General features: G+C 66.0%; 20 protein-coding genes. 3 read left to right on the top strand and 17 right to left on the bottom strand.

Features of this window, described 5'->3' with window-relative positions; all coding sequences use genetic code 11:
* The first annotated feature begins 129 nt into the window (after positions 1-129).
* Positions 130-726 carry a hypothetical protein gene (locus C0541_RS02580; protein ID WP_161959845.1) on the top strand — a complete coding sequence of 199 codons (597 nt, stop codon included), beginning with the start codon at positions 130-132 and terminating at the stop codon, positions 724-726.
* Between the two features lie 119 nt (positions 727-845).
* On the opposite strand, the gene C0541_RS02575 is transcribed toward C0541_RS02580, so the two are convergent.
* The 4 genes from C0541_RS02575 to C0541_RS02560 all read right to left on the bottom strand — a co-directional run bounded on the left by C0541_RS02575 (position 846) and on the right by C0541_RS02560 (position 6,987).
* Complete coding sequence (locus tag C0541_RS02575) at positions 846-1,364, bottom strand: AAA family ATPase (RefSeq protein WP_115045679.1); 519 nt, start codon at positions 1,362-1,364, stop codon at positions 846-848.
* On the bottom strand, positions 1,361-2,308 hold the full coding sequence (locus C0541_RS02570) for a Nudix family hydrolase (RefSeq protein ID WP_115045678.1): 948 nt from the start codon (positions 2,306-2,308) through the stop codon (positions 1,361-1,363). Before C0541_RS02570 ends, C0541_RS02575 begins: the two co-directional genes overlap by 4 nt.
* A gap of 248 nt (positions 2,309-2,556) precedes the next feature.
* Positions 2,557-2,925, bottom strand: a complete 369-nt coding sequence (locus C0541_RS02565) for a VOC family protein (protein ID WP_115045538.1) — start codon at positions 2,923-2,925, stop codon at positions 2,557-2,559.
* 345 nt (positions 2,926-3,270) lie between these two features.
* Entirely contained in the window at positions 3,271-6,987 is a 3,717-nt protein-coding gene (locus tag C0541_RS02560) for an autotransporter domain-containing protein (RefSeq protein ID WP_238601239.1), read from the bottom strand.
* Between C0541_RS02560 and C0541_RS20980 the strand changes: the two genes are divergently transcribed.
* Positions 6,986-7,165: a hypothetical protein gene (locus C0541_RS20980; RefSeq protein WP_193725854.1), complete on the top strand. Its 180-nt coding sequence runs from the start codon at positions 6,986-6,988 to the stop codon at positions 7,163-7,165. The genes C0541_RS02560 and C0541_RS20980 overlap by 2 nt on opposite strands.
* Positions 7,166-7,340: 175 nt before the next feature.
* Here the strand turns inward: C0541_RS20980 and secA are convergent, their stop codons facing one another.
* Complete coding sequence (secA, locus tag C0541_RS02555) at positions 7,341-10,079, bottom strand: preprotein translocase subunit SecA (protein ID WP_115045537.1); 2,739 nt, start codon at positions 10,077-10,079, stop codon at positions 7,341-7,343.
* Positions 10,080-10,234: 155 nt separating this feature from the next.
* Entirely contained in the window at positions 10,235-11,179 is a 945-nt protein-coding gene (locus tag C0541_RS02550) for a M23 family metallopeptidase (protein ID WP_115045536.1), read from the bottom strand.
* Here C0541_RS02550 and C0541_RS02545 point away from each other — a divergent pair, their 5' ends adjacent.
* The gene (locus C0541_RS02545; RefSeq protein ID WP_115045535.1) at positions 11,180-11,626 is read left to right on the top strand and encodes a DUF721 domain-containing protein; all 447 of its coding nucleotides are present in this window, start codon (positions 11,180-11,182) and stop codon (positions 11,624-11,626) included.
* 187 nt (positions 11,627-11,813) lie between these two features.
* Here the strand turns inward: C0541_RS02545 and lpxC are convergent, their stop codons facing one another.
* The 11 genes from lpxC to C0541_RS02490 form a co-directional block, all read right to left on the bottom strand.
* Complete coding sequence (gene lpxC, locus C0541_RS02540; protein WP_115045534.1) at positions 11,814-12,725, bottom strand: UDP-3-O-acyl-N-acetylglucosamine deacetylase; 912 nt, start codon at positions 12,723-12,725, stop codon at positions 11,814-11,816.
* 231 nt (positions 12,726-12,956) lie between these two features.
* Positions 12,957-14,201, bottom strand: a complete 1,245-nt coding sequence (ftsZ, locus tag C0541_RS02535) for a cell division protein FtsZ (protein WP_115045533.1) — start codon at positions 14,199-14,201, stop codon at positions 12,957-12,959.
* A 292-nt stretch (positions 14,202-14,493) separates the two neighbouring features.
* Positions 14,494-15,729, bottom strand: a complete 1,236-nt coding sequence (gene ftsA / locus C0541_RS02530; RefSeq protein ID WP_003485272.1) for a cell division protein FtsA — start codon at positions 15,727-15,729, stop codon at positions 14,494-14,496.
* The gene (locus C0541_RS02525) at positions 15,726-16,562 is read right to left on the bottom strand and encodes a cell division protein FtsQ/DivIB (RefSeq protein WP_115045532.1); all 837 of its coding nucleotides are present in this window, start codon (positions 16,560-16,562) and stop codon (positions 15,726-15,728) included. Before C0541_RS02525 ends, ftsA begins: the two co-directional genes overlap by 4 nt.
* A 169-nt stretch (positions 16,563-16,731) precedes the next feature.
* Positions 16,732-17,688: a D-alanine--D-alanine ligase gene (locus C0541_RS02520; RefSeq protein ID WP_115045531.1), complete on the bottom strand. Its 957-nt coding sequence runs from the start codon at positions 17,686-17,688 to the stop codon at positions 16,732-16,734.
* Positions 17,685-19,118 carry a UDP-N-acetylmuramate--L-alanine ligase gene (gene murC / locus C0541_RS02515; protein ID WP_115045530.1) on the bottom strand — a complete coding sequence of 478 codons (1,434 nt, stop codon included), beginning with the start codon at positions 19,116-19,118 and terminating at the stop codon, positions 17,685-17,687. The genes C0541_RS02520 and murC overlap by 4 nt, the downstream gene beginning before the upstream one ends.
* Complete coding sequence (gene murG / locus C0541_RS02510; RefSeq protein ID WP_115045529.1) at positions 19,115-20,410, bottom strand: undecaprenyldiphospho-muramoylpentapeptide beta-N-acetylglucosaminyltransferase; 1,296 nt, start codon at positions 20,408-20,410, stop codon at positions 19,115-19,117. The genes murC and murG overlap by 4 nt, the downstream gene beginning before the upstream one ends.
* Positions 20,407-21,786, bottom strand: a complete 1,380-nt coding sequence (ftsW, locus tag C0541_RS02505) for a putative lipid II flippase FtsW (RefSeq protein WP_115045528.1) — start codon at positions 21,784-21,786, stop codon at positions 20,407-20,409. Before ftsW ends, murG begins: the two co-directional genes overlap by 4 nt.
* A complete protein-coding gene (gene mraY / locus C0541_RS02500) occupies positions 21,786-22,871 on the bottom strand; it encodes a phospho-N-acetylmuramoyl-pentapeptide-transferase (RefSeq protein WP_115045527.1) in 1,086 nt (361 codons plus the stop codon). The genes ftsW and mraY overlap by 1 nt, the downstream gene beginning before the upstream one ends.
* Positions 22,861-24,354 carry a UDP-N-acetylmuramoyl-tripeptide--D-alanyl-D-alanine ligase gene (locus tag C0541_RS02495; RefSeq protein WP_115045526.1) on the bottom strand — a complete coding sequence of 498 codons (1,494 nt, stop codon included), beginning with the start codon at positions 24,352-24,354 and terminating at the stop codon, positions 22,861-22,863. Before C0541_RS02495 ends, mraY begins: the two co-directional genes overlap by 11 nt.
* The gene (locus tag C0541_RS02490) at positions 24,351-25,826 is read right to left on the bottom strand and encodes a UDP-N-acetylmuramoyl-L-alanyl-D-glutamate--2,6-diaminopimelate ligase (RefSeq protein WP_193725849.1); all 1,476 of its coding nucleotides are present in this window, start codon (positions 25,824-25,826) and stop codon (positions 24,351-24,353) included. Before C0541_RS02490 ends, C0541_RS02495 begins: the two co-directional genes overlap by 4 nt.
* Positions 25,827-25,833 lie beyond the last annotated feature (7 nt).

The raw sequence follows: 25,833 nt of genomic DNA, 5'->3' as shown, positions 1-25,833 counted from the left end.
GTTGCCGGCAGGCCCGCCGGTGTGGGCGCCTCATGCGCCAGCACGCGCGCAACGCGCAGGCGTCGCGCAGGTTGCCGCTGTCCCGGCGCGTTGTTCGCCGGCTCACGCACGGCCCGTTACGCTGCGTCGATGCCCCGCCTCCTGCTGCCGTTGCTGCTGCTGTCCTGCCTTTGCCCGGCCATGCGCGGGCAGGCGCAGGAGATCCGCCGCTGCGTGACCGCGGACGGGCAGACCATGTTCACCGACCGCCGCTGCGAAGATGTCGGCGCCGCGGCGCGCGCGCCGCCGGCCATGCGCACGCAGGGCACTACCGGCCTGTCTGGCTACGGCTGCCCGCGCCGGCTGAGCGAACTGGTGTCGTTGCTGCAACTGGCGGTGGACAGCCGCGACGTCAACCGGCTCTCCAGCCTGTACCTGTGGAGCGGCCAGTCCGACGCGGCCGCCAGCCAGGTACTGAGCCGGCTGGAAGCCATCGTGCAACGCCCGTTGCTGGATATCGTCCCGATGTACCCGCAACGCGATCCGCCAACCTGGCAAGCCGATGCGAACACGTCGGCGGCGGCTCCATCACTTGACGGCAGTGCGACCGACCCCCCACTCCCGGCACCCCCGGGCCGCCCACGCCCCTGGGGCCTGCGCCTGGAGCAGAATCTCGCCAGCGGCACGCCCGCGCGCAGCGTGTTGCGGCTGCGTCGGCAGTACAACTGCTTCTGGGTGACGTTCTAGCGCAGCGCCCGCCTTGACGGACGCCGGCAGATCGCAGTGGCGAAGTACCTGCGTGGGTTGCAAAGGTAAGCAGCGCATCGGCTGCGAGAACCCTTCGGACCACATGCCTCATCTGCAGGCTACGCGGCGAGCCGGTCCATGATCTGCCTAGCCGCCTGCTGCGGATTCAGCGCGGCGCTGTCGATCATCCAATGCGGCTCGGTCCACGCCACGTAGTCATGCGCGAGCACGGAGGACCAATCCGGCATGCGCAATCCGGGCACCTCGCTCTGCCGCGATTCCACGCGCTGCCGATGCATCTTGCGATCGCTGCACACTACTTCGATCTCCAACAGGCGGCTGCGTGTGCGGCGCGCCACATCACGCCACGCCTCACGGGTGACCGGCAGTGGGTTCACGCAATCGGCGACCACCACGTGACCCTGGTGCAGATTGGCCGCGGCAAGCGCATAGGCGGTCATGTAGCCGGCTGGTCCGACGTCGTTGGCGAGTGCACCACTTTCGCGCAGTGACTGCTCGATCGTATCGATACGCAAATAAAACGCAGTGCAGTGCGTCAGCAGCGCCTGGGCGATGGAACTCTTGCCGACGCCGGGCAATCCGCCGAACACCACCAAGGTCGCTGACGGCGCAGTCACTGCGGCCACAGCGCGCGAATCGCCGCGATGCCCTGCGCGCCATGCGCACGTGCCTCGCGCAGGTCGTCGACCTGCATGCCCCCGAGTGCGTAGATCGGCAAGGAGACCTGCTCGCGCAAGCGTTCGAACCCCTCCCACCCCAGGGGTGTCGCACCCGGATGCGAGGCGGTCGCCTGCACCGGCCCCAGCACCGCGAAATCGCAGCCAAGACGCTGGGCGTGGCGCAGATCCTCCAGCCCATGGCACGAGGCGGCAACCGGCTGTTCGGCCGGCAACGGGCGCTCCTGCAGGCCGGCCAACTGCTCCGAACCCAGGTGCACGCCGATGCCGAGTTCGCCGGCCAGTGCGATGTCGCGGTTGAGCAGCAGCTGCGCGCGTGTACGGCCGCGCAGGCGCAGCACCTGTTGCAGCAGGGCCTGCCAGCGTGCCGGTTCGGCCTGCCGGGCACGCAACTGAATGCGCGTGATGCCGTCCTGCAGCGCGCGCTCCAGGCCTTCCAGCCACAACGCGTCATCGTCCGGCTCGGGCGTGATCAGATAGCGGTCCGGCTGGCGCAGCACGCCGACCACCGGCACGTCGGCCGGCGGCATCGAATACCGGGTCAGCTTGTCTGCGGCCACCCAGGTCATTGCCTGGCCTTCGCGGCCGCGCGGGCTGCCCTTCCAGGCGGTGATGTGGCGCACTTCCAGGCGCAGCCGCTTGTCCGGGTACAGCTGCGGCACGTCCATCAGCCACTCGCCCACCTGCGCCTCGATACCGAGCTCTTCGTTGAGCTCGCGCACCAGCGCCTGTTCGGAGGTTTCGCCAGGTTCGCGCTTGCCGCCCGGGAATTCCCACAGGCCGGGCATGTCGCGGGTTTCGGTGCGGCGGGTCAGCAGGATGCGGCCGCGGGCGTCGGTGATCACGCCGGCGACGACGTGGATGGATCTCAGAGAATCAGGCATGGGCACAAGAGTGCCGCGAGTGAGCGGTTCAGCGCAATCGCCTGAGGGCCGGGATTCGGGATTCGGGATTCGGGATTCGGGATTGGGGATTGGGGAATCGGGAATTGCCAAGGCGGGCATGTGCGTGCTTCAACCATTCCNGGGATTCGGGATTCGGGATTCGGGATTCGGGATTGGGGATTGGGGAATCGGGAATTGCCAAGGCGGGCATGTGCGTGCTTCAACCATTCCCGATTCCCGATTCACGCCTACAGCGGATGCCCGATGCGCCAGAGTACGCCGCTGGGATCGTGCAGGGTGAAATCGCGTGCGCCCCATGGCCGGTCTTCCGGCGCGCTGAAGCTCACGCCGAACTGCTCGTCCAGCCCCATGTCATGCATGTGCTGCCACCAGGCATCGGCATCGTCCACCCACAGATGCAGCATGAGATTTTCGGCCAGCTCGCGCTGGTAGAAATCCTGCAGCAGGAACGCGCAATGCGTGCCATGCCGGAAGCAGGTGACATTGCCGACCTCGTCCTCCTGCACGAAGCCCAGCGCGCGGTAGAACCGCTGCGACAGCGCGTAGTCGCGCGCAGGCACGAACACCTTCAGTTGCTGGCTGGACAGCAGTGCCATGACCGCACTCCACGCAGGATATGGCGGTGAGCATACGCCCAGGCGAGGTGTCCGGTATTCCCGCACAGACGATCACCGTAGCGAGGACAACAAGGCGTAGAACGCTGCGAAGGGCGCCATAATCCGAAAATCGGAGTTTCGGCTCCGGCCAGAGACCCGGTCTCTGAAGGCGTTCCACAGTCGAAAGACCTAGGGTAGGCCGGACGCCTTCTTTGGAACTATCGGGATACGTCACGTCGGACCATCGAATCTTGATCGGGAAGTGCGTGCGGCGTCCCGCAAATGAAATGTCGAAGGGCTCCTTGCGGAGCCCTTCGATGTTGGTTCAAGGCAGACCCACGTCGCTTAGAACGCGACCCTCCAGTTCAACTGCGCGCCGATCTCACGCTGACCATCGCCGGCACGTCCCTGCCCGACCAGCGACAGGCGGCTGTTGGCGGAGGGATTGAGGGAGATACCGAGCTCGGCGATGCCGACATTCCGCGCCAACGGTACGCCGCCAACGGTGAATGCGCTGCTGCCGGCCGCGAATTGTTGCCGGGAATCGGCGCGTAGTTCCCCGGCCGCATTTTGCCAGGCCAGGCCAGCTTCTAGACGTGCACCATCCTGCGAACCGCCACTGATATCCCAAGAGGCTCGCACGCCAGCGGTGGACGTCCACACTTCATCCTTGCTGGCATCGATCGCCAGCGCCGCACTACCGCCAGCCTCTACTCCCGCGTCAGTGGACAACCGCGTGTAAGCCGCTGCGACGTATGGGGTAAGCGTGAGCGCACCCAGCTCGAAGTCCCAGCCGCCCTCGACAAAAGCCGACACCGCGTCGGCGTCATAACGACCGCCCAAGCGCTGGGCAATACCGGTACCCAGACCAACGGTACGCTCGGTGTCCACCTGGTAGTCCGCATAGCTAGCTCCGCCATTGATCCATGCAGCCTCGCCGCGATAGCGACCGTATACCCCGGCATGCACGGCATCGACATCCGACGACGCGTTACGCGCCTGGATCTGCTGACGCAGCGACTCCGAACCGGCGGCAAGCCCGACTGTCCAACGCTCGCCGAACGACCAGTCCACACCGGCCATCAGGCCGTCGCGGTTCTGGCGACCACGGGCAGCGGAGCCATCACCATCCTGCCGATTGGACGCGCCACTGCCGGCGATCCAACCCGATGCGCCCCCGTCTTCGGCAATGCTTGAGGTCTGGCGCAGGTGCTGGCTGATCCCTTCGCGTAGGAAGCGATCCTCCAGTAGCAGTGCACGATTGCTGGCGTGGACTTCGCCGGAGAGCTCATCGAACGCCGCACGGGCAGTGTCGGCATCCATTATCAACAAGCCGTTGTAGAGCGCCAGCGCGGTGCCTGACTGCTGCAGCGTATCCAACGCCGCAGCGGTAGCGCGCTGGTTGCCGCTGATGGCGACCGTACCGAACACCAAAGGTGGGGTAATGGGGACAGTGGGGGCAACCGGGGTGACAGGGGTGACAGGGGCGATCGGTGGCGCAGGTGTAACCGGCGTGACTGGATCGACCGGGGTGACCGGGGTGACCGGCGTACCCGGATCCACAGGCGGAGCAGGAGTAACGGGCGGAGCGGTGTCCTTGACCGCCAGGGTCAACTGCACCTGGTTGGCGGTATAGACAACGCTCGGGTCGAGAAAGGCAGAGCGCGAAATCACCTGGTCGAAGCGGCCTTGCACCCCCCCAGCCGCCTCCAGGATCGTATATGTCTGACCATTCTGATAACTGACAGACGGGTCCAGCGCAGTCACGCGCAGCGCAGCATCGGCAGTATTGCTCAAGCCTGAGGTACGGCCCAGGTAAGCAACGCGGCTCACGGCAATCTGGTCGCTCTGGCCATTGCCGAGCACGTCGACGTCGTAGAACGAAGTGCCGGTAATCGCGCCGCCAATCATGCTGTTTGCAGCAAAGTACAGATCGCCATCGATGCTGATCTTGCCGACCCCATTGCGGCCCGGTGACAACGTACCGCCATTGCCGAGCAGGGTATCTCCGAGCCTGGCATTACCGGCCAGGATGCCCTCGCCGGCCACTGCGGCAATCGAGCTACGGACGGTCTCGACGGTGTTGTTACCCAGGGTGATCTGCTGCTGGAAACCGGACGTGCCATTGAACACCAGTGTGCCACCGGCGACCCGGATCTCCTGAACAGATGCCTGGCCGGGATCCGTATAGCCCTGGCCAGTGTAGAGGTCAGAGTTAATCTCCAGGGTGCCGCCGGCGACGTTGATTTCCCCACCGAATGCAGTCAGATTGCCATCCAGGCGCGTGTTGCCGGATAGCTGTAACAGTTGGCCGCTGACCCACCAATTTCCGTTAGGTACGCTGCTGATGTTGTTCGACAAAATGGCATCGCCAGTGTGGTTGAACACCAAGCCACCGGAGTTCACCTGCATCAAGATCGGCGATGCAGATAATTGCCCTGGCGCTTCGGCAGCGCTCCAGGCGGGCGCAATGTCGGCGACCGACCACTGGTCCATGCCCCCACCCAAAGCCAGATAACCTGCAGTGCCCAGCGTCATCCCGCTACCGCCATCGATGCGGCCACCGCTGCTGGCGCTGAGCACGCCAAAGGGTTCAAACACAGTGCCTCCAACAGTCACGCCGTTGGCGGCAACGATCGCCGATCCAGCGCCACTGACGCGAACCTGATCGCGCTCGATCCGGGGCGACAGGGTCGAGGAGTTAAGTCCGCCGGAAATCGACAAGGTATCCGTATTGAGCACTGCGCCGTCGAGTACGTCCAGCTTGGTCAAGACACGCATCGCGCCACTATTCGCCCACGTAGACCCAGCGCCGGTCAGAGTGGCGGCGGTGCGCGTGTTACCGAACGAATCACTCACGTCTGCAGTGGTCGAACGCAGTGCCGCACCGCTCTCGACCAGAAGCTCATTGCTGACATCCAGTCGAGGCGCTTCGATCGCCGAGCCCGTGCCGCTGACCGCGATACGGCCAACCTGACCAAAATCGTCGGTAATACCGGTCGGACGCTCGGCACGCAATTCGGTCGCCGCTTTGACGATGGCGCCGCCCGAAACGGTCAGGCTTCCGTCGCCATTGGAGCCGACCCATACGGCGTCGGCATTGATTCTGCCGGTACCGCTCACGGTCACTGCGCCGACGGAATCACTTCGAACCCCGATGGTCAGCTGCAAGGTATTGAGCTCACCGCCGTCGGTCACGTTCAAGGTGCCATTGCTGGTGAGCTCGTCACTGAGATTGATGTCTGCTCCGAGGAGCACGCCACGGTCGGCGTTGACCTTGCCGCCGCTGCCGACATTCAGCGTGCCCTTGCCATCGTTACCAATGACCAGGAAATTATCGGTGGTGGTCAGCACGCCAGAATTATTGACATTCACCGTACCCACGCCGGTGGTGTCGTTCCCGATGGACATGCCGTAGGGATTGACAACAGCATACGGTCGAGTCGTGGTGACCGTGCCGCCATCTGTAATATCCAAGGTTCCTGTACCGCTGCGACCGACACGCATGTTGCGGGCCGTGAGAGCCGAACCGGCACCAGAGACCAGCACATTGCCAGTGCTGCCTTGCTGATTGCCGACAAGCATCAGACCATCTGCTGTGGCACTGCTCCCGCCCTGTAAAATGAGGCTACCAATCCCCGCATCACCGACGTATAGCTGCGCAAAACCGCTATTGATCGCCAGACTTGCGCCAGGCCCGGTCAGACGCAGGGTACCGTTACCGGTCGTCGTACTGCCCAGAGAGACGTCATCGCTGGATGTCACCACCGCACCACCAGCGACATCGACAGTCACGACGCCATTCGGGCCGATGCGGAAACCATCGTCATACACCACAGAGTTGGTGATGGTGTCATCGTTGTTGAAATCGACCACAGCAGCAAATGCAGAGGGTGCCGCAACTAGGCCCAGTGCGATCAGCATTGCCGTGTTCAACGACGACCGATGGCAGATGCGTCCTCCGGTCACGTGAGTGGACGAACCGTGTGATGTGGCGAGTTCGGACGCAACCTGCATCGAACCGGTGGCGCGGTTAAGCACCAAGCGATAGATCCTGTTCATGAAGCTCCATTTGAAATTGATCAAGGACACGCCGACGCCGCATTGCACGGATTGTCATGACGCGCTGAGACCCGACGTCATGCAGGCAACGCGGGATCACAAAGGTAGATGGCTGGCACAGCACGGCATAGGCCAGCTGGCCTGGCGCAACGTGGGGATGCGCCTGACGGCACTGTAGGATTTTTCCTAACAATGCATACCTGATATTCGCGCCACCCGTACGGCGCTCAGGCCTTCCCTCATTGCGGCATCTGACGACGTATTCGCTGACACCCAAGTGCTGCAACGCGAAGGGACAGCAACAAAAAACCCCGCACAAGGCGGGGCTTTGAATCAACGCAATTCAACTCAGCTCAGCTGAGCTGACCGTGGCAATGCTTGTACTTCTTGCCACTGCCGCAGGGGCATGGATCGTTACGGCCCACCTTGGGTTCGTCGCGGGTCACCTGCGACACCGGCACCGGGGCATTGCCGCCCTGCATCTGTTCCACTTCCTCGTCGGCACCGTAGCCGCCGGCGTCCTGATGCTGGAACTGCGAGGCCATCAGCCGCGCCTGCGCCTGCAGACGTTCCTGCTCTTCCAGCTCGGCCACTTCCTCCTCGCTGCGGATGCGCACGCGCGCCAGCAGGTTGATCACTTCGCGCTTGACGTTCTCCAGCATCTCGGAAAACAGCTCGAAGGCTTCCTTCTTGTATTCCTGCTTGGGCTGCTTCTGCGCATACCCGCGCAGATAGATGCCCTGGCGCAGGTAATCCATCTTGGCCAGATGCTCCTTCCAGCCCTGGTCCAGCACGGTCAGCATCACGTGCTTCTCCAGCGCACGCATGGTGTCGTTGCCCACCGCCACTTCCTTCTCGGCAAAGTGCGCATCCACCGCCGCCTGCACCTTGGCCGCGATCTGCTCGGCGTCCAGTTCTTCCTGCGTGCGTGCCATCTCGCTCAACGCCAGCGGCATGCCCAGTTCCGATTCCAGCGTGGCTTCCAGCCCCTTCAGGTCCCACTGCTCGTCGACCGAATTGGGCGGCACGAAGCGGGCGACCAGGTCGTAGATCACATCGCCACGAATGCCGTCGACGTTGTCCTTGACCGATTCGGCATCCAGCAGTTCGTCGCGCTGGGCGTAGATCACCTTGCGCTGATCGTTGTTGACGTCGTCGAAATCCAGCAGGTTCTTGCGGATGTCGAAGTTGTGCGCTTCCACCTTGCGCTGCGCCTTTTCGATCTGCCGGCTGACCAGGCGATCCTCGATGACGTCGTCTTCCTTCATGCCCATCATGCGCATCGCCTTCTGGACCCAGTCCGAGGCAAAGATGCGCATCAGGTTGTCTTCCAGCGACAGGTAGAAGCGCGAGGAACCCGGGTCGCCCTGACGACCGGCACGGCCGCGCAGCTGGTTGTCGATACGCCGCGATTCATGCCGCTCGGTGCCGATGATGTGCAGGCCGCCGGCCGCCTTGACCGCGTCGTGGCGACGCTGCCATTCGGCCTTGGCCGCAAGGCGCTGCTCGTCGCTGATGTCCTCGCCCAGGCCATGCAGTTCGGTTTCCAGCGAACCGCCCAGCACGATGTCGGTACCGCGACCGGCCATGTTGGTGGCGATGGTCACCGCACCCGGCTGGCCGGCGTTGGCCACGATGGTGGCTTCGCGCTCGTGCTGCTTGGCGTTGAGCACTTCGTGCTTGACCCCGGCCTTGCGCAGGTGCTCGGACAGCATCTCCGAGGTCTCGATCGAGGTGGTCCCCACCAGCACCGGCTGGCCGCGCTTGGCGCAGTCTTCGATATCGGCCAGCACCGCGTTGAACTTGCCCTTGCGGTTGAGGAACACCTGGTCCGGATGGTCCTTGCGCACGGTCGGGCGGTTGGTCGGGATCACCACCACTTCCAGGCCGTAGATGCTCTGGAATTCATAGGCTTCGGTATCGGCCGTACCGGTCATGCCGGACAGCTTCTTGTACATGCGGAACAGGTTCTGGAAGGTGATGCTGGCCAGCGTCTGGTTCTCGCGCTGCACCGGCACGCCTTCCTTGGCCTCGACCGCCTGGTGCAGGCCGTCGGACCAGCGCCGCCCGCTCAACGTGCGACCGGTGAATTCATCGACGATCACCACTTCGCCATCGCGCACGATGTAGTCCACGTCGCGCTGGTAGATCGCGTGCGCGCGCAGCGCGGCGTTGAGGTGATGCACCACGCTCAGGTTCTGCGCGGCGTACAGGCCGTCTTCGGCATTTTCGAGAATGCCGGCCTGCATCAGCAGTTCCTCGGCGTGGCCCATGCCCGCCTCGGACAGATGCACCTGCTTGCCCTTCTCGTCGATCCAGAAGTCGCCCTCGCCGTCTTCGCTTTCCTGTCGGGTCAGCTGCGGCACGATGCGGTTGACGCGGATGTACAGCTCCGGTGATTCGTCGGCCGGGCCGGAGATGATCAGCGGGGTACGCGCCTCGTCGATCAGGATCGAGTCGACTTCGTCGACGATCGCGTAATGCAGGTTGCGCTGGTAGCGGTCGGCCCTGGACAGCGCCATGTTGTCGCGCAGGTAGTCGAAACCGAACTCGTTGTTGGTGCCGTAGGTGATGTCGCTGCCATAGGCCTCGCGCTTGTCGCTGTGCGGCATGCCCGGATACACCACGCCCACGCTCAGGCCCAGCCAGTTGTACAGCTTGCCCATCTGCGCGGCGTCGCGGCGGGCCAGGTAGTCGTTGACCGTGACCACATGCACGCCCTCGCCCTGCAGCGCGTTGAGGTATACCGGCAGCGTGGCAACCAGGGTCTTGCCTTCGCCGGTGCGCATCTCGGCGATCTTGCCCAGGTGCAGCACCATGCCGCCGATCAGCTGCACGTCGTAGTGGCGCATGCCGAGCACGCGGCGGCTGGCCTCGCGGCACACCGCAAAGGCTTCGGGAAGGATCTTGTCCAGGGACTCGCCGGCGGCAAGCCGCTGCTTGAACTCCGGGGTCTTGGCTTGCAGCTCGGCGTCGGAGAGCTTCTCGATCGTCGGCTCCAGCGCATTGATCTGGGCGACGAGGCGGTTGAGCTGGCGCAGCTGGCGTTCGTTACGACTGCCAAAGACACGGGTAAGCAGACTGTTGATCATTGAAGAAACCGGTTGAAAAGGAACGGTTTGACCGACGCCGGTCCCCAGGACCCGGCAGCCGTAAACGAAACAGGGCGCACTGCGCCCTGTCGATGGCAACACCCTATTGTAGCTTGGGGCGGGCCTTCACGAATCAAGCACCACCCGCGCCGTCGTCAACCGCGCCCGCGGCGGCCCACCGGCGTGTTGGTATCGCCGAGGAACTTGCGTGGATTGACCACCCGCCCGTCCGCCCACACCTCGAAATGCACGTGCGCGCCGGTGGAGCGGCCGCTGGAGCCGGCCCGGGCCACCTGCTGGCCGGCGCGGACCAGATCGCCCACCTTCACCACCAGGCGCGAATTGTGCGCGTAGCGGGTCACATAGCCGTTGCCGTGGTCCACTTCGACCACGTTGCCGTAGCCGCCGCGCACGCCGGCATAGCTGACCACGCCGTCGGCGACCGACATCACCGGGTCGCCCACGTTGGCGTGGAAGTCCACCCCCTTGTGGAAGGCCGAGCCGCCGTCGAACGGATCGGCGCGGCCGCCGAAGCCGGAGGTGATGTAGGTGTTGCGGATCGGCATCCGCGAGGGCACCGAATTCTGTTCGAGCTGATGATCGAACATCAGCGCGGCCAGCACGTTCAGTTGCTGGCCGGAGGCGGAGAACTGCTGTTCGACCTGCCCCAGCGTCTGCTTGAGCGACTCGACCGGCATGTCGCTGACCGGCTCGTCGCCGCCACCGACGCCGACCGGCGCGTCGAAGTCGAACTCGCCGTCCTTCAGCTTGCCCATTTCGGTCAGCCGCTCGCCCAGTGCGTTGAGACGGGTAGCCTGCGCCTGCAGCTCGCCCATGCGCGCGGCCAGTGCGTTGACCTGCGCCTGCGAGGCCCGCTGCGCCTGGGCCAGCTCGACCTGCTGCCGGGCAACCTTGGCCTGCAGTGCGGAATTGCTCACCATGCCGGTGGCGGTGCTGGCGCCGACGCCGATCAACATGCCCAACCCAAGCACGGCGCCGAGGACTACCATCGGTCGATCCGCAGCGAAGCCCTGGAACTGCCGGGCCAACCGTTGCGCCCGGGTTTCGCGAGATTTGATTACGACTTTCTTCAACGCCATATGAGTGTCATGTCCAAGCCCAAGTCCAACGCACGCAACCCTTCCGCTCCACAACCGGCCATCGAGGCCGCGCTGGGTGAAAAGGCTGGCGACCCCTTGCGCCGAGCGTTGTGGCTCGATGCGCTGGACCGGCAGTTGCGCCCCCTGTTACCGCCTCATCTGGCCACCCGTTGCCGGCTGGCCAATGTCAGAGACGAACAGCTGGTTTTTCTGGTTGATTCACCTGTCTGGCACGCCAAGTTGCGGCTTGCCGAGACCCAATTACTGGATGCCGCCCGATCCATCGGACTGAAGGCCACTGCAGTGACCATCAAGACCACCACCACCCCGCTGCATTCCCCGCTGCAGCAAAATCGCGAGCGTCCACGTCCTGTGTCGGAGGCCACGCACCGAGGTCTGCGCGATGCGCTGGCCTCCCTGCACGACGTTCCACCCACCAAGCGGTGAGGTCGCAGCCGTCTGTTACGCAGCGGCCATCGCGGCGTGAAAGCATCGCGAAGGCCGCGCACGACCCGACGCATCCTAGCGGGCCTGGGCCACGCAGGAGTTAGAGAAGTCTTAAATAAAAGTTAAGAACGGGCCGCAAATCCGATGCAGCTCACACTTTGAATGCCGATTACGGCATTCCCTGACATCAAGCGTAGACAGGGCTGGCGTAGGTGACCGGTGGCTGCACGCTGCCCTCGGGAAAGCTGACCCATTCCCAGGCGGCCTGATCCGCCAGCAGCGCGCGCACCAGCTTGTTGTTGAGCGCGTGGCCGGATTTGAAGCCTTCGTAGGCGCCCAGGATGGCGCCGCCGGCCAGATACAGGTCGCCGATGGCGTCGAGGATCTTGTGCCGCACGAATTCGTTGGTGTAGCGCAGGCCGTCCTCGTTGAGCACGCGGAACTCGTCCAGCACGATGGCATTGTCCATCGACCCGCCCAGGCCCAGATTGCGCTCGCGCATGTACTCGAGATCACGCATGAAACCGAAGGTGCGGGCGCGCGAGATTTCCTTGACGTAGGCCGAGGTGGAGAACTCGATTTCCTGGCGCGACTGCTTGGCCGGGATCATCGGGTGATTGAATTCGATGGTGAAGCCAAGCTTGTAGCCGTCGTACGGCTCGAAGCGCGCAACCTTGTCGCCCTCGCGCACTTCCACCGTCTGCTTGATGCGGATGAAGCGCTTGGCCTTGTTCTGCTCGACGATGCCTGCCGACTGCAGCAGGAACACGAACGGGCCGGACGAGCCGTCCATGATCGGCAACTCGGCCGAGGACAGTTCGACGATGACGTTGTCCACACCCAGGCCGGCCAGCGCCGACATCAGGTGCTCGACGGTCTGGATCTTGGCGCCATTGCAGGTCAGGCCGGTACACAGCGTGGTCTCGGTGACCAGCTCGGCATCGGCGGGGACTTCGACGATCGGCTCCAGGTCCACACGCCGGAACACCACGCCATGATCGACCGGGGCCGGTCGTAGCGTCATGTACACCTTGTCGCCACTGTGCAGGCCGACGCCGGTGGCGCGAATGGTGTTCTTGAGAGTGCGTTGCTGGGTCATATGCGAAGTCTGGATGAACAATGCAGACAGACGCTGAACCGGCTGTCTAATCCGTGGAGATTATCCGAATTTTAACAAGTCGCGCGTGACGGGAACTGTAATCCCCGGGTCACGCCACTGCAAAAGCTGCCGGATCGTGGCCGATCCGGCAGAAAGGACATGGCACAGCATCCCGGGGCGAACCCCGGGGCGGGACGGACCGCGCCACCGTGGCGACGCGGCCGACGCTCCTCAGTCGGCCTGGCGGCGCAGGAACGCCGGGATATCCAGGTAGTCGTTGGGCAGGTCTGCAGCCGGCGCAGCGGAACCGCCGCCGTTGTTGCTACCGCTGCTGCTGCCGACCGAGTCGCTGCTCGGACGACGCAGGCCCAGGCCCATGCTGCCGCCGACGGCCTTGGACACCGCATCGCCGCCGCTGGTGTCGAAATCGCCGAACTCCGGCTGGCCGGTGGTGGCGTTGCGCACCAACTTGATCGGCGCGCGCTGGTCCGGACGCTGGGTCTGGCGGGCAACCGCACGGTTCAGGCCAGTGGCCACCACGGTGACGCGCACTTCGTCCTGCATGTCCGGGTCAAGCACGGTGCCGACGACCACGGTGGCATCTTCCGAGGCGAACGCCTCGATGGTGCGGCCGATTTCGTCGAACTCGGACATGGTGAAGTCCGGGCCGGCAGTGATGTTGACCAGGATGCCGTTGGCACCGGCCAGGTTGACGTCGTCCAGCAGCGGGTTCTGGATGGCGGCTTCGGCAGCGGCCTGCGCACGATCGTCGCCGCGTGCCGACCCGGTGCCCATCATGGCCAGGCCCATTTCCGACATCACGGTGCGCACGTCGGCGAAGTCGACGTTGATCAGGCCCGGACGCACGATCAGGTCGGCGATGCCCTGCACGGCGCCCTGCAGCACGTCGTTGGCAGCGCGGAAGGCCTGGATCATGGTGGCGTTGCGGCCGAGCACGGTGATCAGCTTTTCATTGGGGATGGTGATCAGCGAGTCGCAATGCTGGCTCAGTTCCTCGATGCCCTTGAGCGCGACCTGCATGCGGCGACGGCCTTCGAACGGGAACGGCTTGGTGACCACGGCCACGGTCAGGATGCCCATTTCCTTGGCCAGCTGTGCAACGACTGGCGCCGCGCCGGTGCCGGTGCCGCCGCCCATGCCGGCGGTGATGAACACCATGTCCGCGCCCTGCAGCGCGTCCATGATGCGCTCGCGATCTTCCAGCGCGGCCTGGCGGCCCACTTCCGGATTGGCGCCGGCGCCCAGGCCCTTGGTGACATTGGTGCCGAGCTGCAGCTGCAGCTTGGCGCCGCAGTTCTTGATCGCCTGCGAGTCGGTGTTGGCGGTGATGAACTCCACGCCATCGACATTGGTGTTGACCATGTGCGCGACCGCGTTACCGCCGCCGCCGCCCACGCCAACGACCTTGATGACCGCGTTGGGAGCCATTTTTTCAATCAGTTCGAAATGTGCCATGTCAGTGTCCTCTTGAGCCGGGATTGGGGAGTAGGGATTGGGGAGTCGCAAAAGCGAGGGTCCCTGCCCACTCCGCATCACGGCGAGTGTTGTTGTTTGAAAGTCGGGATTCGTGTGCCTGGGTCATGGATGCGCTGTTGCGCTCTACGACTCACCGCACCTACTCCTCGACGCAATGCCTGCAAAAAAGTTTACCGCCTACCCGCTTGCCGCTCTCCACTTATCTTCGCCGCCGCCCTGCTTTTCCTTCGCTCTTGCCAATCCCAAATCCCGAATCCCGAATCCTGGCTCCTCAGAATTCGCCGCGATACCAGTTCTTCAATTTCTTGAACAAGCTGCCCGCGCGTCCGGTCGGGATCGACGGGCGGCGCGGGTGTTCGATCTGGCTGCCCATCAGCAACAGGCCCACGCCGGAGGCGTGCACCGGGTTGCCGACGACTTCGCCCAGGCCGGTGACGTGCTGGGGAATGCCCACGCGCACCGGCATCTGCAACATCTCTTCGGCCAGTTCGACCACGCCTTCCATCTTCGAGGCGCCACCGGTGAGCACCATGCCGGCGCGCACCATTTCCTCGAAACCGGAACGGCGCAATTCGGCCTGCACCATCTCGAAGATTTCCTCGTAACGGCCCTGCACGGCCTGCGCCAGCGCATGCCGCGGCATGCGCCGCGGCGGGCGATCACCCACCGACGGCACCTGGATGCTTTCCTCGGCGGTAGCCAGCTGCGCCAGCGCGCAGGCGTAGCGCACCTTGATCTGCTCGGCTTCCGGCGTCGGCGTGCGCAGCATGTGCGCGATGTCGTTGGTGACGTGGTCGCCGGCGATCGGCAGCGAGGCGGTGTGGCAGATCGCGCCCTGCACGTAGACCGCCAGGTCGGTGGTGCCGGCGCCGATATCCACCAGCACCACGCCCAGTTCGCGCTCGTCGGCGGTCAATACCGCCACGCTGGACGCCAGCGACGACAGCACCAGGTCGTCCACCTGCAGGCCGCACTTCTGCACGCACTTGGTGATGTTGGCCGCGGCCGACTGCGCGCATACCACCAGGTGCGCGTGCACCTCCAGGCGCACGCCGGTCATGCCGACCGGATTGCGGATGCCTTCCTGCGAATCGTCCAGCACGTACTCGCGCGGGATCGCATGCAGGATGCGCTGGTCGGCGGGAATGGCCACGGCCTTGGCCGCATCCAGCACGCGCTCCAGATCGCTCCAGGTCACTTCGCCGTCGCGGATCGGCACGATGCCGGGCGAGTTCTTGCACTGCACGTGGTTGCCGGAAATGGACGCGTACACCGAGCGGATCTCGCAGCCGGCCATCAGCTCGGCCTCTTCCACCGCGCGCTGGATCGACTGCACGGTGGATTCGATGTCCACCACCACGCCGCGCTTGAGGCCGCGCGATTCATGCGAACCGATGCCGATCACTTCGATCGGATTGCCGGGCGAGTACTCGCCGACCAGCGCGACGACCTTGGAGGTGCCGATGTCCAGTCCAACGATGAGGGATTTGTCGCCTTTGCGGTTCATGTCTTAAAGCCGGGATTCGGGATTTGGGATTCGGGATTGGAGAAAAACGGTGCGCGGCTGCGAGGCAGTTCCAGGACGACCGTGTGGTGTGCGGCGGGCGTGGCCGGCGGAGGTTTTTTCTTGGTCTCGGGCGCCGCGTTTTCCATATTCCGTTGGACCGTGAAGCCGTTGGTGTAGCGCAGGTCGGCGCGGGCGATCGGGCGTTGCGGGTCGGCCAGTTGCGGCAGCACGCGGGCGAAGCGTTGCAGGCGGGCGCGGGCATCGTCGCGGCCGATCACGATCTGCACGCCGTTGCTCAGGCCCAGCGACCAGCTGCCGCGTGCGTCCATTTCCAGGCGTTCCACATCCAGCCCGGTCGGCGCGAACAGCGCACGCGCCTCGTTGTAGAGCGCCACCACGTCCTGGGTCTTGCTGTCCGGGCCACCGAGTTGCGGCAGCTTGAAATCCTTCAACAACGGCGGGGTGCGGAACAGCCGACCCTGCTCGGACAACATGCGGTCGGTGCCCCAGCGCGCGAACGGCTTGTGCTCGGTGACGTGCACTTCCAGCACGTCCGGCCAACGCTTGCGCACCTGCGCACTTTCCACCCATGGCAGGCGCGCAATGGCGTCCTGCGCGTCCTGCAACTTCACCGCGAAAAAGCCCGCGTGTGCATACGGCAACACCACCGCACGCAACTGCTCGGCCGGCACCCGCTTGAAGTCGCCCGACACCCGCAGCCGCGCCAACGGCCAGCGCTCGGCGCCGACCCAGCCATTGAGCACGGCCACCACCGGCAACGCGACCAGCGCCACCGCGAGCAACCACGCCAGGATGCGCAGGGTGGCGTTCATTGGTGTGCTCCGCATACGGGATTCGGCATTGGGGATTGGGGATTCGCAACGGCGCGAGCTGCGCTCGCGGGATTGGAGATTGGGGATTGGGAATTGGCCACAGCAACGGCAACGGCGCGCGCGGCGTCGCCGTATGCCAATCCCGAATCCCGAATCCCCGATCCCGGCCTCACAGCGTCTGCTCCAGCACGCGCCAGACCAGTTCTTCGAAATCGATGCCGAGCTGGCGCGCGGCCTTGGGCACCAGCGAATGGCTGGTCATGCCCGGGGCGGTGTTGACTTCCAGCAGATACAGCTGGCCGCTGGCGCGGTCGCGCATCACGTCCACGCGGCCCCAGCCGCGGGCGCCGGCGGCGCGGAAGGCATCGAGCGCGAGCTGGCGGATCTGTGTCTCGGCATCGCCGTCCAGGCCCGGGCACAGGTACTGGGTGTCGTCGGCCAGGTACTTGGCGGTGTAGTCGTACCACTGGCCCTTGGGCACGATGCGGATCGACGGCAACGCGACCTCGCCGAGCACGGCCACGGTGAGCTCATCGCCTTCGATCAGCTGCTCCATCAGCAGCGCGCCGTCGTAGCGCGCCGCCAGCACCACCGCTTCTTCAAGCTGGGCCTGGTCGAACACGCGGCTGATGCCGACGCTGGAACCTTCGTTGGCCGGCTTGACGATCACCGGCAGGCCGATCTGCCGTGCGGCCGCATGGATGTCGTCGGCGCTGGCACCGGCGGCCAGGCGCGCATAGCGCGGCGTGGACAGGCCCAGCGACAGCCACACCTGCTTGGTGCGGATCTTGTCCATGCTCAACGCCGAACCCAGCACGTTGGAGCCGGTGTACGGCACCTTGAAGGCTTCCATCAGGCCTTGCACGATGCCGTCTTCGCCGCCGCCGTTGTGGCCGTGCAGCACATTGAAGACGCGATCGAAGCGTTTTTCGACCAGCGCCTGCGCCAGGGCCGGAATGCCATCGACCGGCTGCGCGTCGACACCGCGCGCGCGCAGTGCGTCGAGCACGTTGCTGCCGGAATTCAACGACACCTCGCGCTCGGACGAGGTACCGCCGAGCAGCACGGCGACGCGGCCGAACGCGGCCGGATCGCTGCTGCGTGCGTTGGCAATCACCGCGCTCATGCGCTCGCTCCGGTGAAACCGTTGTTGATGATGTGCTGGGCGACATAACCGATATCGCCGGCGCCCATCATCAGCAGCAGGTCGCCGTCCTGCAGCACGTCCGGCAGCACTTCGGCCAGTCCGGAAATCTGCCCGACCACCACCGGTTCGCTGCGGCCGCGTGCTCGGATCGCGCGCGCCAGTGCACGTGCATCGGCACCCGGAATCGGTGCTTCACCGGCCGGATAGACCTCGCTCAATACCAGCGCATCGACAGTGCTCAGCACTGCAGCAAAGGCGTCGAACTGATCGCGGGTACGGCTGTAGCGATGCGGCTGGAACGCCACCACCAGGCGCTTGTCCGGCCAGCCACCGCGGGCGGCGGCGAACACCGCTTCCAGCTCGCGCGGATGGTGGCCGTAATCGTCGACCACGCGCACGCGCGCACCGGTGCTGGTGGTGACTTCGCCCAGGTCGTTGAAGCGGCGGCCGATGCCGGCGAAGTTTTCCAGCGCGCGCGCAATGGTCTCCGGTGCCACGCCCAGCTGCCAGCCGATCGCGGCAGCGGCCAGTGCGTTGAGCACGTTGTGACGGCCCGGCAATGCCAGCGTCACCGGCGTGGTGGTGCCTTCGGGCAGACGCAGCGTGAAGCGCATGCGCGGGCCATCCTGCACCACGTCTTCGGCGCGCACGTCGGCGTTCTCGCTCATGCCGTAGCTCATCACGTGGCGCGGCGTCTTGCCGGCCAGCGCGGCCACTTCCGGGTCGTCGATGCACAGCAACGCCAGCCCGTAGAACGGCAGGCGCTGCAGGAACTCGGCGAATGCGGCCTGGATGCGTGCGAAATCGTTGCCGTAGTTTTCCAGGTGATCGGCATCGATGTTGGTGATCACCGCCATCAGCGGATTCAGGCGCAGGAAGCTGCCATCGCTTTCGTCGGCCTCGGCCACCAGCCATTGGCCGCCGCCGAGCTTGGCGTTGGCACCGGCGGCCAGCAACTGCCCGCCGATGACGAAGGTCGGATCCAGCCCGCCTTCGCTCAGCACGGCCGCCGCCAGGCTGGTGGTGGTGGTCTTGCCATGCGTGCCGGCCACCGCGATGCCGCGACGGAAGCGCATCAGCTCGGCCAGCATCGCCGCACGCGGCATGATCGGAATGCGCTGGCTGCGCGCCTCCATCAGCTCGGGATTGTCCTCGCGGATCGCGCTGGACACCACCACGCAATCGGTGCCAAGCACGTTGGCCGCCGAATGCCCGCGCATCACCCGCGCACCCAGCTTGGCCAGCCGCCGTGTCGCCACGTTATCGGAGTTGTCCGAACCGGAGACTTCGTAGCCCAGCGTCAGCATCACTTCGGCAATGCCGCTCATGCCGGTGCCGCCGATGCCGACAAAATGCACGCGCGGGAATGCACGCACCAGGTCGCCGCTGTCCTGCAGACGGCGGATCACTGGGCACCTCCGGCGGAGGTGCCGGGATTGGAGATTAGGGATTGGAGATTGGCAACGGCGGCGATCGATCGCGCCGAAAATTGACCATTAACGGATTTCTGCATGCTTTCCTGCTTGTGCTGTTGCTCTTTACAAATCCCCAATCCCGCTCGCTCTTTGACGGCCGGAGGCCGGCCATCCCCACTCCCGGCTTCCTGCAGAATGATGTCGGCGATGCGTTCGGCGGCATCCGGTTTGGCCAGGGTGCGGGCGGCCTGGGCCATCGACAGGCGGCGTGCGGGGTCGGCGAGCAGGGTCTGCAAGACCTGCTGCAGGCGCACGGCCAGGGTGTCGTCCTGCTTGAGCAGCACGGCGGCGTCGGCGCCGACCAGGTAGTCGGCATTGCGGGTCTGGTGGTCATCGACCGCGGCGGCGAAGGGCACCAGCACACTGCCGATGCCGGCGGCGCACAGTTCGGCCAGCGTCGAAGCGCCGGCGCGGCACACGACCAGGTCGGCCCAGGCATAAGCGGCGGCCATGTCGGCGATGAACGGTTCGACGCTGGCGTTGACGCCCGCCTGCGCGTAAGCGGCCTCGGCTTCGGCGCGCAGCTTTTCGCCGCACTGGTGGCGCACGTCCACATCCGGGTGGCCGAGCGCGGCCAGTGCGGCCGGCACGGCCTGATTCAATGCGCGCGCGCCCTGGCTGCCACCGAGCACCAGCACACGCACCGCACCGCCACGGCCGACCAGGCGCGTGGCCGGCGCGGGAAGCGCGGCGATTTCCGCGCGCACCGGATTGCCCACCGCCTCCTCGCCGGCGAAGCTGCCCGGGAAACCGGTCAGCACGCGACGCGCAAACCGCGACAGCACCTTGTTGGTCATGCCGGGCGCGCGGTTCTGTTCGTGCACCAGCAGCGGCACGCCGAGCAGCCGCGCGGCCAGGCCACCCGGCCCGGCCGCGAAGCCGCCGAAACTGATCACCGCGCGCGGCTGGCGCTTGCGCAGCACGAAGCCGGCGGCGCGCACTGCGCGCATCACCCGCACCGGTGCACCCAGCAGTTTCACCAGGCCCTTGCCGCGCAGGCCGCTGATGGCCAGCGTGTCGAGCTGGATGTCGTGCTGCGGCACCAGCCGGGTTTCCATCGCGCCGTCGGCACCCAGCCAGGTCACCGGCACGCCACGCGCGCGCAGCACCCTGGCCACGGCCAGACCGGGGAAGATGTGCCCGCCGGTGCCTCCAGCGAGAATCATCACCGGTTGGATCCCGGCATGATGTGCCGGCGTTTGCGAGGAATCCGCATGAGCGCTCATGCGATCCTCCCGAAGGTCGGTTCCACGCGCTGCTGCATGCGGCTGGTGCCACGCAGGAACGCCGACGCAGGTGCAGACGTCGCCGATGCTGCAGTAACTGGTGCAGCGGCATGTGCGGCGGCAACCGGCTCGCGCTGCGGTTTGGGCGCCGGCGCATAGGCCGGCGCGACCGATTCGACCACCGGTTCGGCCGGCTCGGCCGATGGCGCGCCCGCACCCTGCGGCGACAACTTGCTGCGCAGGCGCTCGGCACGATCCATCTCGTAGGACACGCGCAGCAGCAGGCCCATCGCCACGCAGGTCATCAGCACCGACGAACCGCCGGAGGAAATCAGCGGCAGGGTCAGGCCCTTGGTCGGCAGGATGCCCAGGTTCACGCCCACCGAGACGAAGCTCTGCAGGCTGATCCACAAGCCGATGCCGAAGGCGATGTAGCCGGAGAAGTGACGCTTCATTTCCACGCAGCGCATGCCCAGCCAGAACGCGCGGCCGACCAGCAGCGCGTACAGCGCGATCACCCCGCACACGCCGACAAAGCCGAGTTCCTCGGCAATGACCGAGAAGATGAAATCGGTATGCGCTTCGGGCAGGTAGTTGAGCTTCTGCACCGAGGCACCCAGGCCCACGCCGGTCCACTGGCCGCGGCCCACCGCCATCAAGGCATTGGACAGCTGGTAGCCGGAGCCGAGCTGGTCGGCCCACGGGTCCAGGAACGAGGTGATGCGGCGCAGGCGGTATGGTTCCAGGATTGCGATGAAGGCAAACACCGGCAGGCCGAACACGATCGGCATCGACATGCGCGGCAGGTTCACCCCGCCCAGCACCAGCATGCCGGCGGTGATCGCCAGCAGCAGCGTGGACGAACCGAAGTCCGGCTGCATCAGCAGCAGGCCGACCAGGGCGATCGCCACGCCCAAGGGCTTGAGCATCGCCGGCCAGGTCGCGTTGACCTCGTCGCGAAAGCGCACCAGATAGCTGGACAGCCACACGATGTAGAGCACCTTGACCGCTTCGACGGTCTGGAACTTCGACACGCCCAGGTTGATCCAGCGTTTGGCGCCGTTGACGCTGCTGCCCAGGCCGGGCACGAACACCACCATCAGCAGGCCGAAGCAGGCCAGCAACAGCACCTGGTTGTACTGCTCGATGGTCTTGAGCTCGGTACGCATCGCCCAGAACGCCAGGCCCACGCCGATGCCCAGGAACAGCAGGTGGCGGGTCAGGTAATAGAACGGATTGTCGGACAGCTCGATCGAGCTGGACGCCACCATCACCACGCCCAGCGAGGCGAGCGTGGCCGCGGCCCCGAGCAGCCACGGGTCGTAGCGGCCGCCGATGGCGTCCAGTCGCGTGGCCTGGCGGGACATGTCGTTCATCAGCGCACCTTCAACGTGGCAAGGCCGATCAGCACCAGCACCACCGAAATGATCCAGAAGCGCACGATCACGCGCGGCTCCGGCCAGCCCTTGAGTTCGAAGTGGTGATGGATTGGCGCCATGCGGAACACGCGCTTGCCGGTCAGCTTGAAGCTGGCGACCTGGATCATCACCGACAGCGTCTCGATCACGAACACCCCGCCCATGATCACCAGCACCAGTTCCTGGCGCACGATCACCGCAATGGTGCCGAGCACCGCGCCCAGCGACAGCGCGCCGATGTCGCCCATGAACACCATGGCAGGATAGGTGTTGAACCACAGAAAGCCCAGGCCTGCGCCGGCGATCGCCGAGCAGATGATGATCAGCTCGCCGGCCCCGGGAATCAGCGGGATTTTCAGGTATTCGGCAAACACCACGTTGCCCGAGGCGTAGGCGAACACGCCCAGCGCGCAGGCCACCAGCACGGTCGGCATGATCGCCAGGCCGTCCAGGCCGTCGGTGAGGTTCACCGCATTGGAGAAGCCGACGATCCAGAAGTAGGCGATCACCACGAAGCTCACGCCCGCCAACGGCAGCGCAATCGACTTGAACATCGGGATGTAGAAGGTGATCGCGGCCGGCACGTCGGCGGTGTAGTACAGGAACAAGCCTGCGGCCAGGCCGAAGATCGACTGCAGCAGGTACTTCCAGCGCGACTTCAGGCCGTTGGGATCGCGGCGTACGATCTTGATCCAGTCGTCGTACCAGCCGATCGCACCGAAACAGAGCATCACCGCCAGCACCAGCCACACGTAGCGGTTGCGCAGGTCGCCCCACAGCAGCACCGACAAGGTCACCGTCAGCAGGATCAGCGAGCCGCCCATGGTCGGCGTGCCGGCCTTGGAGAAATGCGTCTGCGGGCCGTCCTGGCGGATCGGCTGGCCACCCTTGAACTGGGCCAGCTTGCGGATCACCGCCGGGCCCATCCACAACGACAGGAACAGCGCGGTCAGCGCCGCCAGGATGCCGCGGAAGGTCAGGTAGTTGAACAGCCCGAACAGGCTCTCCAGTTGCTGCAGCCAACGCGCCAGCTCAAGCAGCATGGGATGCGTCCTCCGCCGGTGCCAGCAGCGCGGCGACGATGCGGTCCATGGCGCTGCCACGGGAGCCTTTCACCAGCAGCGTGGGCGGGGTGTGCGCCGTGGTGGCGGCAGTCTGCGCCGCCGCACCGGTGTGTTCGTACATCGAAGAAGATTCCTGCGTTTGAGGCGGCGAAACGGCGAGCTGCGCCAGATCCGCCTGCAAGGCCGCGATCAAGGCGGCATGGGTGGCGAACACGCGGCCGCCCTCGCCGAACGCCTGCGCGGCGGCGGCACTCAGCTCGCCCAGTGCGTACAGGCGCTGCAGCTTGGCCGCGCGCGCGCGACGTCCGGCGGCGGCATGCAGGGCCGCGCCTTCCGCGCCCAGTTCACGCATGTCGCCGAGCACCAGCCAGCCTTCGCCAGCTGCCGCGGCCAGGGCGTCGATGGCGGCGTCCAGCGAACCGGGATTGGCGTTGTAGCTGTCGTCGATCAACACCGCGCCACCGGGCAGGGTGTGGGTGATCTGGCGACCGGCCACCGGGCGCGCCTGCGCCAGGCCGGCGGCGATGACCGGCAAGGCGATGCCCGCGCCCAACGCCAGGCCGGCCGCCGCCAGCGCATTGAGCACGTTGTGGCGGCCCGGCAACGGCAGCGCAATCTGCGCCTGGCCTTGCGGGGTCACCAGGGTGAACTGCGCGCCGCCCGCCTGCAGCCGCAGGCCATGCGCGGTGATCTCGGCACTGGCCTGCAGGCCGTAACGCAACACGCGGCGGCCCTGCACCGGCTGCGCCTGCAGTTGCTGCGCGAACCAGGCACCGAAGGCATCGTCGGCATTGATCACCGCCACGCCATCGGACGGCAAGGCGGCGTAGATGGCGCCCTTGGTGCGGGCGACGCCGAGCAGGCTGCCCAGGCGTTCCAGATGCGCGGGGGCGATGTTGTTGACCAGGGCCACGTGCGGCTGCGCGATCTCGGTGAGATAGGCGATATCGCCCGGCTTGCCGGCGCCCATTTCGTAGATCGCCAGATCCGCATCGTCCGGGGCGGCGATCACCGCCAGCGGCAGGCCGATTTCGTTGTTGCGGTTGCCCGGCGTGGCGTAGACGGTGGTGCCGTCGACACGCCCAGCCTCGCTGAGGATGGCCAGCAGCAGCGCCTTGACGCTGGTCTTGCCGTTGGAACCGGTCAAGGCGATCACCCGCGTGGCCCGGTCGCGCTGCATGCCGGCGGCGATGCGCGCCAACGCCAGTTCGGTATTGCCCACCAGCACCTGCGGCACGCTCAGCGCCGGCAGCAGGCGATCGACCAGCAAACCGCTGGCGCCCTGCGCGACCGCGTCTGCGGCAAAGTCGTGGCCGTCGAAACGCTCGCCGCGCAGCGCCACATACAGGCTGCCGTTGGCCAGCGTGCGGGTGTCGTTGCCGACGGTGTCGATCATGGCGTCGTCGCCATGCAGCTCGCCACCGGCCCAGTGGGCGATCAACGACAATGGAGTGAGCTTCATGCGCGCACTCCCAGCCCGGTCCGCGGCAACAAGGCCTGCGCCGCCACGATGGCGTCGTCGAAGGCATGCCGCACACCGGCCACTTCCTGATATGGCTCGTGGCCCTTGCCGGCGATCAGCACGATGTCGGAGGCACCGGCCATGCCGATGGCCTGATGGATCGCCGCGGCGCGGTCGCGCTGCACGATCGCCGCATCCGGACGCGCGAAGCCGCGCAGGATGTCGGCCACGATCACATCGCCGTCTTCGCCCCGCGGGTTGTCGTCGGTGACGATCGCCACGTCGGCGTTGACCTCGGCAATGGCCGCCATCTGCGGGCGCTTGCCGGTATCGCGCTCGCCACCGCAGCCGAACACGCAGATCAGCCGGTCCTGCGCATGCGCGCGCAGGCTGGCCAGTGCCTGTTGCAGCGCGTCGGGCGTATGGGCGTAATCGACCACCACCAGCGGTGCGCCATGCGCGCCACCGAGGCGGTTCATGCGGCCATGGATCGGCTGCAGCTGGCCGAGCACCTCGGCGATCCGTGCCGGCGCGATCTCCAGCGCAGACAACGCGCCGGCCACGGCCAGCAGGTTGTCCACGTTGAAACGGCCCAGCAGCGGCGAGTGCACCGGATGCACGTGACCGTCGACATGCAGCGCGAAATTGATCCCGTTGTGATCCAGCTGCAGCGCCTGTGCACGCACGCTTGCCTGGGCCTGCGCACGCGAACTCACGCCGATCGCGCGCAGCGCGGGGTCGAGCGAGGCCAGCAGCGTGCGGCCGAAGTCATCGTCCAGGTTGACCACGGCGGTTTTCAATCCGGCGCGCGCGAACAGCCTGGCCTTGGCCGCGCCGTACTGCGCCATGTCGCCGTGGTAATCGAGATGGTCGCGGGTGAGATTGGTGAACACCGCCACGTCGAAATGCACCGCATCCACGCGGCCCTGGTCCAGCGCATGCGAGCTGACTTCCATCGCCACGGCCTGCGCGCCCGCGTCGCGCAACTGCGCCAGCAAGGCATGCGTTTGCAGCACCAGCGGCGTGGTGAAACCGGTCGGCACCGCGCTGCCGTACAGGCCCACACCCAGGGTACCGAGCGTGCCGGCGGGCGTGCCGAGCAGCGTCAGGGCCTGTGCCAGCAATTGCACCGTCGAGGTCTTGCCGTTGGTGCCGGTGACGCCGACCATGCGCATCGCCTGCGAGGGCTGGCCGTGGAACTGATCGGCCATCGCGCCCAGGCGCGCACGCAGACCGGGCACGGCGATCGCATCGACCGGTACCGGCAGATCGGCCGGCGCCGGCGGCTCGAACAACACCGCCACCGCGCCATTGGCGCGCGCCTGGTCGACAAAGCCCAGGCCGTGCGCGCCGAAACCGGCGATCGCCACGAAGGCATCGCCTGCACGCACCACACGGCTGTCCATCACCAGGCCCGACACCTGCACGTCGTGCGCAAGCGGCACGTCCGGCAACAGCTGCGACAGCGGCATGGCGCGG

The organism is Xanthomonas arboricola (assembly GCF_003353015.1).
Classification (GTDB): Bacteria; Pseudomonadota; Gammaproteobacteria; order Xanthomonadales; family Xanthomonadaceae; genus Xanthomonas; species Xanthomonas arboricola_E.
This window is presented reverse-complemented; position numbering and strand designations above follow the sequence as displayed.

What these genes read in the sequence shown, in the direction of transcription:
- C0541_RS02580 (WP_161959845.1), top strand. Translation starts at nt 130, where the DNA reads ATGCCCCGCCTCCTGCTGCCGTTGCTGCTGCTGTCCTGCCTTTGCCCG.
- C0541_RS02570 (WP_115045678.1), bottom strand. Translation starts at nt 2,308, where the DNA reads ATGCCTGATTCTCTGAGATCCATCCACGTCGTCGCCGGCGTGATCACC.
- C0541_RS02565 (WP_115045538.1), bottom strand. Translation starts at nt 2,925, where the DNA reads ATGGCACTGCTGTCCAGCCAGCAACTGAAGGTGTTCGTGCCTGCGCGC.
- C0541_RS20980 (WP_193725854.1), top strand. Translation starts at nt 6,986, where the DNA reads ATGAAGCTCCATTTGAAATTGATCAAGGACACGCCGACGCCGCATTGC.
- C0541_RS02560 (WP_238601239.1), bottom strand. Translation starts at nt 6,987, where the DNA reads ATGAACAGGATCTATCGCTTGGTGCTTAACCGCGCCACCGGTTCGATG.
- secA (WP_115045537.1), bottom strand. Translation starts at nt 10,079, where the DNA reads ATGATCAACAGTCTGCTTACCCGTGTCTTTGGCAGTCGTAACGAACGC.
- C0541_RS02550 (WP_115045536.1), bottom strand. Translation starts at nt 11,179, where the DNA reads ATGGCGTTGAAGAAAGTCGTAATCAAATCTCGCGAAACCCGGGCGCAA.
- C0541_RS02545 (WP_115045535.1), top strand. Translation starts at nt 11,180, where the DNA reads ATGAGTGTCATGTCCAAGCCCAAGTCCAACGCACGCAACCCTTCCGCT.
- lpxC (WP_115045534.1), bottom strand. Translation starts at nt 12,725, where the DNA reads ATGACCCAGCAACGCACTCTCAAGAACACCATTCGCGCCACCGGCGTC.
- ftsZ (WP_115045533.1), bottom strand. Translation starts at nt 14,201, where the DNA reads ATGGCACATTTCGAACTGATTGAAAAAATGGCTCCCAACGCGGTCATC.
- ftsA (WP_003485272.1), bottom strand. Translation starts at nt 15,729, where the DNA reads ATGAACCGCAAAGGCGACAAATCCCTCATCGTTGGACTGGACATCGGC.
- C0541_RS02525 (WP_115045532.1), bottom strand. Translation starts at nt 16,562, where the DNA reads ATGAACGCCACCCTGCGCATCCTGGCGTGGTTGCTCGCGGTGGCGCTG.
- C0541_RS02520 (WP_115045531.1), bottom strand. Translation starts at nt 17,688, where the DNA reads ATGAGCGCGGTGATTGCCAACGCACGCAGCAGCGATCCGGCCGCGTTC.
- murG (WP_115045529.1), bottom strand. Translation starts at nt 20,410, where the DNA reads ATGAGCGCTCATGCGGATTCCTCGCAAACGCCGGCACATCATGCCGGG.
- ftsW (WP_115045528.1), bottom strand. Translation starts at nt 21,786, where the DNA reads ATGAACGACATGTCCCGCCAGGCCACGCGACTGGACGCCATCGGCGGC.
- mraY (WP_115045527.1), bottom strand. Translation starts at nt 22,871, where the DNA reads ATGCTGCTTGAGCTGGCGCGTTGGCTGCAGCAACTGGAGAGCCTGTTC.
- C0541_RS02495 (WP_115045526.1), bottom strand. Translation starts at nt 24,354, where the DNA reads ATGAAGCTCACTCCATTGTCGTTGATCGCCCACTGGGCCGGTGGCGAG.
- C0541_RS02490 (WP_193725849.1), bottom strand. Translation starts at nt 25,826, where the DNA reads ATGCCGCTGTCGCAGCTGTTGCCGGACGTGCCGCTTGCGCACGACGTG.